This is a genomic window from Mesorhizobium sp. Cs1321R2N1 (genome assembly GCF_037179725.1).
Classification (GTDB): domain Bacteria; phylum Pseudomonadota; class Alphaproteobacteria; order Rhizobiales; family Rhizobiaceae; genus Mesorhizobium; species Mesorhizobium salmacidum.
This window is the reverse complement of record NZ_JAPYKP010000178.1, coordinates 1-10375: the sequence shown is the minus strand read 5'-3', so window position 1 is coordinate 10375 and position 10375 is coordinate 1. Positions and strand designations below refer to the sequence as shown.

Genomic DNA, 10375 nt, shown 5'->3' with positions numbered 1-10375 from the left:
ACCATCAGCCAAATGAGCGATGATCCCCTCATCAGCCTGCCAGCTGTGGCACGCTGATCATCCCGGCCCCTTGCCGGAGAGCGCGGCGACCAAACCGTCAGCTACACCACTCCCTGGGACACGATCACGGGCGGCACTACTACGAACTGCATGGTTCATCTATCACCTTGCCCACGACCCAAAATGCGAAACCGGATGTAGAAGCGCTGAGGTGGCACAATGAGAGCCGTTATCTCGGCTAGATGCTGCCGGATTTTTGGATGGGCTTCCCGTTTCCTCGCCGCTCATCGGATGAGCAGTTGGGGGACCGCGAATGCCGCCCTGTCCACCCTGCTTGCAAGTGCCCAAATGCGAAGGAATGCCCTCCCGGACACGCTGCAAACGAGCAGGATGACTGGACGGGGGTTGCCAATAACGCGCGCCAGACCGCTGACTGGTACATAGTGGATGGTGGTGTGCCCGAAGCGGCACCGGCAATAGGCGACGTTTCGGTCGTGTATCAGGGTGGCGGAGAATACGAGGGGCAATACCTCGTGACTATCAACCAGGAAGGCCGAGCCGGAATTGTTTATGTGATGCTTCGACCACGCTTCGATTTTTGCGGCGACGTGTCTTCGCTCGACGACGGAAGGTCCGACCTGTTCGAAGTGGTGGTTGCCATTTCAATGGTCGACGGTTCTGATCAGAAGCGGCAAAGCGAAATGCCGCTACCCGCGAATGCGGTCGTGTGGCCTTTTGGTATCCGAATGGTCAACGGGGTCCCTTCTTCAGAGCCGCCTCGATGACGCCTTTGAGCCATTGAAGATCATTTTCGGAGAGAGCAGCCAAACGTGTCATTAGCTCTAGCAGCGGGCCGCGCCGCAATGCCCCAGAGGGGATTTCAGGGCTGAATAGCTCAGCGGGGTCAACCTCAAGGGCCGCTGCGATCTTCTCGATCATGGGGAAGCGAGCGCCCGTCGCCCCGATCTCGATCTTGGAGATCGTGTCGATACTAACCCCGGCTCGCTCTGCCAGTTGCTCTTGGGTGTAGCCCGCGCGCTTGCGGTGTGTCATCACCAATCGACCGAAACGCCGTCGCAGGTCTTCCATTCGCTTCTCCACACATCAGGTGTAGAGCGGGGACGGCATTCGCTTTTAGGGACAGGAACCCTTGATTTTTCTGAGACTTGCAACCTATTTGCGGAAATCCGCAGGTCGGCTACTAGTGGCGTTTCGGCAGTCGTACATGGGGAGATTTTCACGATGAAACAGGTCATGTTTGCATTCGCCCTCGCAACGGTAGTGACCGTTTCCGTCGCTCACGCCGGGGAAGATAGCCGGTTCGACTTCAAAGGTGTGGTCCTTGGGGAAGTCGCAACCCCTGAATTTATTAAGCGGAAGCTCGGAGCTGATTGTGGAGCAGGCGCTGGTGGTGTGCAGGTTTGCAACGGGGGGGTGACCATCGCGCAGGCTCCAGCCGCAATGAACCTAGTCATCGGCAAAACTGGGCGCGTCGTTCGTATCCTGCTTCAATTCAATTCCGACGACTACACCAACGTCGAACAAGCGCTAAGTGCAAAATTCGGTGCCCCAACGGTCCACCGATCTGTTGTCCAGAATGGCAGTGGTGCACAGTTTGACCAGATACAGAGCTATTGGGGCGATGACGAGGCGTCGGTGACGCTCCATCGATATGCGGGCACAGTGCGCCAGAGCCTCGTCTACTTTTCCACTGCGGAAGACCCCGCGATGAGAAAATCAAATGCTGCTGCGATCAACGGCGACCTTTGATAGTTCGACAAACGCAAATTCAGAAGGCGAGCATCGCGGAGGTCTTTAGCTCGAAGTCCTCGGCCGCCTCGAAGTCGATGTACCTCCCAATCCACATAAAGCCGTTCCTCCATTCGCAGTACATATAGTAGTTCAGGCATTCAGAGACGGTGGCTATGAGGTATTCCCAACTTGGCCCGTTATCGTGCGAGGAGCTGGGGTCTTTTGGAGCTTTCGTCCATGCCGAGTGGGATTTGAACCATCTGCGTGCGTATCCCATTCCGATTGCATGAAACGCAGCATACTCAAACGCACCGTCTTTCTCCTGCCAGAGGGAAAGCAGCCTTTGTCGGAACCGATCATATCGTTTGAGAGCGGGGCGGACATAGGTGCTGCCATCCTTGCGCCGACTGACTTTATATCCGAGATACTCAAACCCTCCCCTTGCGGTAGAGAGGCGATGCGGATGAAGCTCAAGGGGTCCGGCAGGGTGATTTCCTAACCTTGCAACCAGGGCCTTCAATGCCCGTTCCAATCCCCTCCGGGTGCGCGCTCCAAGCAGTATGTCATCCATATGGCTGAACCATACCGCGTCCCCTTGCTCCAGCACTTGCTGAAGTTCCTGTCCGAGAAACGAGCGCGCTATTTGAGGGCTGGAACGGTCGCCCATAGGTAGGCCCTGCCGGACCTTTTTGAGCATCGACTTGAGATATCCGAGAGGATAGCTCGAACACATTTTCTCAAATTCATTTTCTCCGATTTTCATCACTTCCCTTTCCGTCAAGGAAAGATGGTGCGCCTTATCGTTGAAAATGATCGTGGCTTCCTTCGGAAGGAAAATCAGGTTCTCAATTACCCATTTGGCTAACGGGAACCCCCGAAGGTGAGCCGGTCTCAAGGACAGGAAAAATTGCTTGATGTCTATGCTGACCCAGTGGGAGTAGCCCTCCTCAAATAAATCGCCGATCTTTGCAAATGCGGCCTTCTCACCCCCCGACCCCGCTACGGTGCTGTCGCCAGGATTGTCACCGTTGCGGACGAACAGCATGTCCGTCAAAATGATCTGCTGGGCGGCGCGTCGGTGTCCCGACAACACCTTGGGCTTCCACATGTCGCTGTGCGCAGTGAGAGGTTGGACCGTAACGACCTCGTGCGTGATGTGTCCCATGTCCAAGTTTTCTGCGAAATCGATCACCTCCGAAGGAGCGCATTGAGCCTTACGTCGAGCAAGCACTCGCACAGAAGCTGCAATCCTTGTCGCGAAGGAACAAAAAATAGTTTGGCTCCGCCGCTTCGTTTTTTCACGCTTCCCACCAACAGCGGCACGTTCAAGTGATGCGAGCGCGTCCCCATATTTTCGCGCCAAGCTCCTTAGCCTCATCGCATCTCCGGGCGGCCACGGCATAGCCCCTTCCTCTCCGTTCTCTACCGCGCATTGTGAGCGCCTTTGCAGCTTTGCGACTGCGCTCAGCACTGCATCTTCGATTTGCTTTGCCCGCTCCATTGTAGCCTCACGTGCCGGAGGCTTCGCTTCGGGCGACGAAGGCATCTAGTTCCGAGAGACGAAAGCGGACACGCCCACCAAGCAAGAATGACCGAGGCCCTATCATCTGAGACCGCCACCGGAAAAGTGTGCTCTTGCTAACATTGAGGTATCGCGCTGCCTCTTCGAGCGACAGCAGGTCTTGCTCATAACGGCTCAGTGGTGAGCTAATTTTCTTGGGGGATGCAATCCGAAGTCTCATGGCCCGCGATCCTATCTTTACAGCGCGGGCGTTGGTTTGCCAGCGCACTCCTCAGTGCGCTTCGATGGGAATGAGACTATCCCTCCGCCAAATCGGCAACCAAAGCTGTGTTTTTGATCATCATCAAGTTCGTTGTCTGCGTCAAGCGAACAATCTCAAATAAGTTCAAAGCTGTTAATAAGCGTTATTTTGCTATTGAACTCAATAATTTGCGATATGGTTTTTGCTTAGCAGGTAAGCAATATTCTATCTTACGTTGTATTTTGGAATTTGACTTCGATATGACGGTGAGTACGATGAAGATGCTTGTTGAGTAAATGCTACTTGGCCTACTAGGGCTGGAGCTATCGGACCGTGAGGGCACGCGGACAGGCACGCTGCAAGTGCGTGCCAGCATCTCCGCACGCACATATCCATTTTGGAGCAAGTGCGTGCCCCTCGTTCTCAATAAGCGGCGAACCCCAGCGCGCCCTGACCCCGGACCGTCAGTCAGGCGTGGGTCTACCGTGGTGGCTTTTCCCAATGTGAAATCAATTTCACAACATCCATTGGACCGCCTGGTGATCTTCCTTGCGAAGAAAGCTGCCATGGAGGATCATCTTGTGAGTTTAGAAGAGGATTGATGATGCGCGCCGCCATCTACAGTCGATTTTCGACAGAGATGCAAAATCCTCGGTCCGTAGAAGATCAGTTCGAATATTGCAGTGCATATGCAGCCCGCGAAGGACTGTCGGTTGTAGCGACTTTCGCAGACCGCGCCCGATCTGGAGGGTCGATGTTCGGAAGGGATGGCCTGTCCGACCTAATGGAGAAAGCCAAAGCGGGCCAGTTTGAAATCATCATTGTCGAAGCGCTCGACCGCTTGTCGCGCGATTTGGAGGACTTGGCGGGCATACATAAACGTCTCCAATTCGCCGGGGTACAAATCAGGGCGGTCAATGATGGGCCGGTCGATAGCCTGATGGTCGGCCTCCGGGGGTTGGTCGGTCAAATGCAACGGGAGGACGGGGCGAAGAAGGTCCGTCGAGGCATGGCGGGCGTCGTTCGCGAAGGTCGAAGTGCTGGTGGACGAGCCTACGGATACCGACCAGTTCCGGGGAAGCCGGGTGAGTTGGAGATCGTGGAGGCCGAGGCTGAGATTATTCGCCGGGTCTTCGCTGAATACCGTGCAGGCAACTCGCCTCGGAGGATCGCTCATAGTCTGAACCGAAGCGGAATTGTTCCGCCGCGCGGCAATTCTTGGAACGCCTCCACTATTGGCGGCAATCCGCAGCGCGGATACGGCATCCTGAACAACGAACTGTATGTGGGGCGGGTGGTCTGGAACAAGGTGCGAATGGTCAAGAACCCCGAGACCGGCAAGCGCGTATCGCGGATTAACGCACCAGAGGAGCGGCAAGCCGCAGCAGCACCCCACCTGCGGATTGTATCTGACGAGACCTTTGACCGCGTTCACGAACTGCGGATCGCAGCCACCAGAAAGAGACCAGAGACACACCGCCGCCCAAAGCGGGTGCTATCTGGCGTGCTGCGCTGTGGGGTCTGCGGTGCTGGCATGTCCACCTGCGGGAAAGATAAGTCAGGGAGGACGCGCATCAGGTGTTCAGCCGCGCGCGAGAGCGGAACGTGTCCCGACCCAAAGACCTGCTATCTCGATATAGTTGAAGCGGTGGTGATCAGTGCCTTAATGGCTGAACTGAGGGAGCCGCGTAAGGTCACCCTTTTCATCGAAGCCTATGTGGCCGAGAGGAAGCGCCTGGTTGCAACTTCGGAACGACGGCGTTCGACGTTGACGCGCCAGATTGCGGAAAAACAGCGCCAAATCGACCGCATAGTTGTTGGCATTGCTGAGGGCCTTCTCACCCCCGACGACGTAGGTGACAGAGTGCATGTCCTTCGAGCCGCGCGCCAGCAATTCGAGCGTGAATTGGAGATCGTCCCGAAAGAGGCAAATGTCATAGCGCTTCACCCGCATGCGCTCGCTCAGTACGAGGCGAAATTGGGTCGCCTGAGAGAAGAGCTTCAAGACGGCATCGACAACGGCAACAGCGAAGGTGCGAACGCGATCCGGGAACTGGTGGATAGCGTCACGGTATTTCCAAGCCGCGATAGACACGGCGCGGTTAGCGTCAACATCCGGGGTAGATTGAACGCCCTCGTAGGGGCGCAAGGCTTTGGGAGCCTCGGTGTTGTTAACGATGGTAGCGGGAGAGGGACTTGAACCCCCGACCCCAGGATTATGATTCCCGTGCTCTAACCAACTGAGCTACCCCGCCAGGGCGGCGACAGGCCCGAAATCCGCCTTAAATCGAAAGGCATTTCGAGGCGTTCGCCAAGGTCGCGCGGATATAAGGTTGGGAGGGCGAGCCTGTCAAGCTTCGATGCATTCGATATCGGCGCATATTCTCCCTGGAGAAAAGCTTTGCCGCGCGAACACCTGCTTGCAGCCGCCGGGGTTGAGTTCGACGGGGCACGTCGCTATGTCTCGGCCACGAGTTTTTAGAGTTTGAAACAGATGAAGCCGCGCATTGCAGTCCTCGGTTGCGGATACTGGGGCTCCAACCACATCCGCACCCTCAAGGCGCTCGGCGCGTTGCACGCGGTTTCCGACACCAATCGTGCCCGCGCCGAAGGTTTCGCCAGTGAACAGGACTGCCTGGCGATCGCGCCGGACCAGCTGTTCGTCCACGATGACATCGACGCCATCATCATGGCCTTGCCGCCGCAGTTCCATGCCGATCTTGCCGTGCGCGCCGTCGAGAACGGCAAGGACGTGCTGGTGGAAAAGCCGATCGCGCTGACGGTGCCGGATGCCGAGCGCGCGGTGCGGGCGGCCAAGGACAATGGCCGCGTGTTCATGGTCGGTCATGTCCTGCGCTTCCATCCCGCCTTCGAGACGCTCAAAGAGCTGATCGACAAGGGCGAACTCGGCGAGGTACGCTACATCCATTCGCACCGGCTGGGGCTCGGCAAGTTCCATACCGAGAACGATGCGCTATGGGACCTCGCGCCGCACGATCTGTCGATGATCCTGGCCATCACCGGCACCGAGCCGATCGAGGTGCGCGGCGAGGGGGCGGCACTCCTCGACAATCTCAGCGATTTCGCGCATCTGCATATGCGCTTTCCCAATGGCCTGCGCAGCCATCTTTTCACGTCGCGGCTCAACCCCTATCGCGAGCGGCGGCTGACCGTGGTCGGCACCAAGGCGATGGCGGTGTTCGACGATGTCGAGCCATGGGAGCGCAAGCTCGCCGTCTACCGCCACGCCGTGTGGCAGGACAGCGGCCAGTGGGCGTTCACCACCAATGAGCCGTCCTATGTCGCGGTTGCCCAAGGCATGCCGCTGACTCGCGAACTTGAACATTTCATCCAGTGCATCGGGACCCGCGCCGAACCACGCACCAGCGGTGAGGAAGCGATCAGGGTGCTGCGCATCCTGACGGCGGGCACCGTCACCCACACCAAATCCACATCCTGAGGAAGGGCCGTGTCGCCCTCCTGGTGCGACGGGCGGGGAGAGCTACTCGGCGGGAATTTGCGCCGGCTTTTCGGCGAGCCGGCTCAGCATCGCTTCGGCTTCGGCGCCGCGCTCTGAGCGCACGATGAAGCCGCCGCCGAAGACGCGGGCCTCGTTGCCGTCGTCGGAATAGAGCACGCAGGCCTGTCCGGGCGCGATGCCCGATTCGCCATCGGCCAGCTCGACCGAGGTCACGCCTGCCTCGTGGCGCAGCACGGCCGGCCGCGGCGGCCTGGTCGAGCGCACCTTGGCGAACAGCTCGATGCCGCCGGCCGGCACATCGGCGAGCGCGCCGTCTCCCAGCCAGTTCATGTCGCGCAGATAGATCTTGTGCGTCTCCAGTGCCTCGCGCGGGCCGACCACGACACGGGCGCGCTCGGCGTCCAGATGGACGACATAGAGCGGCTCGCCGGACGCGATGCCGATGCCCCGGCGCTGGCCGATCGTGTAGCGCAGAATGCCCTCGTGGCGGCCGAGCACGCGGCCGTCGATATGGACGATGTCGCCCGGATTGGCGGCGGCCGGCTTCAGCTTGGCTATGATGTCGGAATATTTGCCCTGCGGCACGAAGCAGATGTCCTGGCTGTCCTGCTTGGCGGCGACCGTCAGCCCCATCTCCTCGGCGATGGCGCGAACCTGCGGCTTCGACAGGCCGCCGAGCGGAAAGCGCAGATAATCGATCTGCGCCTGCGTGGTGGCGAACAGGAAATAGCTCTGGTCGCGGTCGGCGTCGACCGGCCGGTAGAGGGCGCGGTGGGCGCCATTGGCCCCGGAGCGGATGTAGTGGCCGGTGGCCAGCGCGTCGGCGCCGAGATCCTTGGCCGTGGCCAGGAGATCGGCGAATTTGACCGTCTGGTTGCAGGAAACGCAAGGAATGGGTGTTTCGCCGGCGACATAGCTTTCGGCGAAGGGGTCGATGACCGCCTTGCGGAACCGCTCCTCATAATCGAGCACATAGTGCGGAATACCCAGCGTCTCGGAGACGCGGCGGGCATCGTCGATGTCCTGGCCGGCGCAGCATGATCCGGCCCGATGCGTTGCCGCGCCATGATCGTAGAGCTGCAAGGTGACGCCGACGACATCATAGCCCTCGCGCTTCAACAGGCCGGCGACCACGGATGAATCGACGCCGCCCGACATGGCGACGACAATGCGGGTCTCTTCGGGACGTCTGGGAAGGTCGAGACTGTTCATGGTGCTTTCATTCTGCGGCAGCTCAAATGCCAATGTCGAGAATATAGGTCAAGCTTTCATGCGGCGCCAGCTTGCAGGACAACCCGCGGCGCGTGGCGGACGCTGTGAGTGGGTACATTCCTTCCGGCTAAACAGGGTTTCCAGCCGGATATTTCAAATGCCCGCTAAAAGACTAACGCGGCGTTCATGATCCTTACCTAGTCATTAGGGTCTGCTTAGGCAATTTTTAAAGCTGTGGCGGTAACGTGGCGGGGATTGGGTCTTTGAGTTTTTTGTAGAGAGTACGATGACCGATCTGGTTAGACCTAGAGTCAAATACGTTATCGGGCCTGACGGCAGCCCTCTTACGATTGCCGATCTGCCGCCGACGAACACGCGTCGCTGGGTTATCCGGCGCAAGGCGGAAGTGGTTGCAGCGGTGCGCGGCGGACTTTTGAGCCTTGAAGAGGCATGCCAGCGCTACAAGCTGACCACGGAGGAATTCCTGTCCTGGCAAGCGTCGATCGACGAATACGGCCTTGCCGGGCTGCGCACTACGCGCATCCAGCAATACCGGCACTAGGCCGGTCTCACCACGATCGAAGGGCGCGGCATGCCGCGCCCTTTTGCTTTCGGTGTCGCCGCTCAGACCGTCAGCGCTACCTTGCCGATCGGCCTGGTGGCGAGAAAGGCGTGGGCGGCTCCAGCCTGATCGAGCGGAAAAGTCCTGGCCACGTGGACCGCAAGCTTTTGCGCGTCGATCAACCCGGCGAGCTCAATCAGGCCCTCTCGGTCGGGCACGACCGACATGCGCTCGACCCTGATATCGCGCGAACTGGCGTCGGCGCGCGTGGCGTCGTTGACGTTGAGCAATGATACCAGCACGCCGCCGGGCTTCAGCACCTTCAGCGAGCGATCGGCATGGTCGCCGCCCACCGGCTCCAGCACCAGGTCGATGTCGCTGATCTGGCTGGTGAAATCACCCTTGGTGTAGTCGATCACCTCATCGGCGCCGAGCTTGTGTACGAAGTCGAGCTTGCCCGGGCTGGCCGTGGCGACGACGTAAGCTCCACGCGCCTTGGCGATCTGCACGGCCAGATGGCCAACGCCGCCAGCTCCGGCGTGCACCAGCACGCGCTGGCCCGATTTCAGTCCGCCATGGCGGACAAGACCTTGCCAGGCGGTGAGACCGGCCAGCGGCAATGCGCCGGCCTGGATGTGGTCCGCCCGCGTCGGCTTCAGCGCGATCTCATCGGCCGGCACGGCCGCCAGTTCGGCATAGGCCGCCGCCTGCTTGGGGAAGCGCGGCATGCCGAACACTTCGTCGCCGACCTTGAAGCTGGTAACGCCGGCGCCCAGTGCCTCGACCGTCCCCGAAATATCCCAGCCAAGGATGAAGGGTGGCTCGCCGAGCAGCGGATAGTTGCCCGCGCGCACCGCGCCATCGACCGGATTGATGCCGGCCGCCTTGACGCGGACCAGCACCTCGCCGGCCTTCGGTGTGGGATCGGGCAATTCGGCGGTGACAAGAACGTCGGGCCCGCCAACGGAATTCTGGGTTTCGGCACGCATGAAATCTCTCCTGCTTGATTAACGCCACTATCATTTGGAGAGTAAGGGCCTATTGTCCAGTATGCACCTTTTTGATATATAGGCACCTCATGGATAGTGATTGCGACTCCCCCCTTGGCTACGACGCGTTCCGGCGGACATGTCCGTCGCATACCGTTTTGGAGATGCTGGCCAGCAAATGGGTCTATCTGGTGGTCTGTGCGCTGCGCAACGGCCGGCAGCGCAATGGCGCGCTTGCCCGCAAGCTCGAAGGCATCACGCCCAAGATGCTGACCCAGACCTTGCGTGTGCTGGAGCGTGATGGCCTGGTGCGGCGAGAGGTCTATCCGGTCATTCCGCCGCGCGTCGAATATGAACTGACCGAGCTCGGCCTGAACCTGGCGGGACTGCTTACCCAGATCAGATCATGGGCGGAGCAGCATGCCCCCGATATCAAGGATGCCCGCGCAAGGGCGATCGCCGGAAACGAGGTGGACTGGGCGGCCTAGGTGTGAGCTTTCGGGAGGTTGTCCATTCGGACCGAACCGAGGAGACTGGAGTTACCAGGCTTCAGTACACATCGGAGGGTCCGAATGAACATCCACAAGAATGCCCGTCTGACGCCGCTGCGTCGAGA

The 10375-nt window shown here is 59.5% G+C and carries 11 protein-coding genes and 1 tRNA gene; 6 read left to right on the top strand and 6 right to left on the bottom strand.

Translation table 11 applies throughout. From position 1 onward, the window contains the following. Positions 1–455 precede the first annotated feature (455 nt). Positions 456–785, top strand: coding sequence for a hypothetical protein (locus tag O7A61_RS28655; protein ID WP_337132629.1), 330 nt, complete (start codon positions 456–458; stop codon positions 783–785). Here the strand turns inward: O7A61_RS28655 and O7A61_RS28650 are convergent. Beyond that, positions 751–1089, bottom strand: a complete 339-nt coding sequence (locus O7A61_RS28650; RefSeq protein ID WP_337132628.1) for a helix-turn-helix domain-containing protein — start codon at positions 1087–1089, stop codon at positions 751–753. The genes O7A61_RS28655 and O7A61_RS28650 overlap by 35 nt on opposite strands. Before the next feature lie 153 nt (positions 1090–1242). Between O7A61_RS28650 and O7A61_RS28645 the strand changes: the two genes are divergently transcribed. Next, entirely contained in the window at positions 1243–1770 is a 528-nt protein-coding gene (locus O7A61_RS28645) for a hypothetical protein (protein ID WP_337132627.1), read from the top strand. Between the two features lie 19 nt (positions 1771–1789). Here O7A61_RS28645 and O7A61_RS28640 read toward each other — a convergent pair whose 3' ends face one another. Both O7A61_RS28640 and O7A61_RS32675 read right to left on the bottom strand, forming a co-directional pair. Beyond that, on the bottom strand, positions 1790–2917 hold the full coding sequence (locus tag O7A61_RS28640) for a reverse transcriptase domain-containing protein (RefSeq protein WP_337132626.1): 1128 nt from the start codon (positions 2915–2917) through the stop codon (positions 1790–1792). 343 nt (positions 2918–3260) lie between these two features. Continuing rightward, a complete protein-coding gene (locus O7A61_RS32675) occupies positions 3261–3494 on the bottom strand; it encodes a helix-turn-helix transcriptional regulator (protein WP_442921128.1) in 234 nt (77 codons plus the stop codon). A gap of 622 nt (positions 3495–4116) precedes the next feature. Here O7A61_RS32675 and O7A61_RS28635 point away from each other — a divergent pair. Further along, on the top strand, positions 4117–5715 hold the full coding sequence (locus O7A61_RS28635) for a recombinase family protein (protein WP_337132624.1): 1599 nt from the start codon (positions 4117–4119) through the stop codon (positions 5713–5715). Here O7A61_RS28635 and O7A61_RS28630 read toward each other — a convergent pair. Beyond that, a tRNA-Met gene (locus O7A61_RS28630) sits at positions 5694–5770 on the bottom strand. The genes O7A61_RS28635 and O7A61_RS28630 overlap by 22 nt on opposite strands. Positions 5771–6009: 239 nt before the next feature. On the opposite strand from O7A61_RS28630, the gene O7A61_RS28625 reads away from it, so the two are divergent. After that, a complete protein-coding gene (locus tag O7A61_RS28625; protein WP_027146756.1) occupies positions 6010–6975 on the top strand; it encodes a Gfo/Idh/MocA family protein in 966 nt (321 codons plus the stop codon). A gap of 42 nt (positions 6976–7017) precedes the next feature. On the opposite strand, the gene mnmA is transcribed toward O7A61_RS28625, so the two are convergent. Continuing rightward, entirely contained in the window at positions 7018–8208 is a 1191-nt protein-coding gene (mnmA, locus tag O7A61_RS28620; RefSeq protein ID WP_027146757.1) for a tRNA 2-thiouridine(34) synthase MnmA, read from the bottom strand. Positions 8209–8494: 286 nt separating this feature from the next. Here mnmA and sciP point away from each other — a divergent pair, with 286 nt between their 5' ends. Next, positions 8495–8770: a CtrA inhibitor SciP gene (gene sciP, locus O7A61_RS28615; protein ID WP_006203587.1), complete on the top strand. Its 276-nt coding sequence runs from the start codon at positions 8495–8497 to the stop codon at positions 8768–8770. Between the two features lie 62 nt (positions 8771–8832). On the opposite strand, the gene O7A61_RS28610 is transcribed toward sciP, so the two are convergent. After that, on the bottom strand, positions 8833–9759 hold the full coding sequence (locus tag O7A61_RS28610) for an NADP-dependent oxidoreductase (protein WP_337132623.1): 927 nt from the start codon (positions 9757–9759) through the stop codon (positions 8833–8835). An 89-nt stretch (positions 9760–9848) separates the two neighbouring features. Here O7A61_RS28610 and O7A61_RS28605 point away from each other — a divergent pair, with 89 nt between their 5' ends. Continuing rightward, entirely contained in the window at positions 9849–10247 is a 399-nt protein-coding gene (locus O7A61_RS28605; protein ID WP_140770061.1) for a winged helix-turn-helix transcriptional regulator, read from the top strand. Positions 10248–10375: the final 128 nt, after the last annotated feature.

Coding starts and splice junctions, on each gene's coding strand:
- O7A61_RS28650 (WP_337132628.1), bottom strand. CDS start 1,089: ATGGAAGACCTGCGACGGCGTTTCGGTCGATTGGTGATGACACACCGC.
- O7A61_RS28645 (WP_337132627.1), top strand. CDS start 1,243: ATGAAACAGGTCATGTTTGCATTCGCCCTCGCAACGGTAGTGACCGTT.
- O7A61_RS28640 (WP_337132626.1), bottom strand. CDS start 2,917: ATGGGACACATCACGCACGAGGTCGTTACGGTCCAACCTCTCACTGCG.
- O7A61_RS32675 (WP_442921128.1), bottom strand. CDS start 3,494: ATGAGACTTCGGATTGCATCCCCCAAGAAAATTAGCTCACCACTGAGC.
- O7A61_RS28635 (WP_337132624.1), top strand. CDS start 4,117: ATGATGCGCGCCGCCATCTACAGTCGATTTTCGACAGAGATGCAAAAT.
- O7A61_RS28625 (WP_027146756.1), top strand. CDS start 6,010: ATGAAGCCGCGCATTGCAGTCCTCGGTTGCGGATACTGGGGCTCCAAC.
- mnmA (WP_027146757.1), bottom strand. CDS start 8,208: ATGAACAGTCTCGACCTTCCCAGACGTCCCGAAGAGACCCGCATTGTC.
- sciP (WP_006203587.1), top strand. CDS start 8,495: ATGACCGATCTGGTTAGACCTAGAGTCAAATACGTTATCGGGCCTGAC.
- O7A61_RS28610 (WP_337132623.1), bottom strand. CDS start 9,759: ATGCGTGCCGAAACCCAGAATTCCGTTGGCGGGCCCGACGTTCTTGTC.
- O7A61_RS28605 (WP_140770061.1), top strand. CDS start 9,849: ATGGATAGTGATTGCGACTCCCCCCTTGGCTACGACGCGTTCCGGCGG.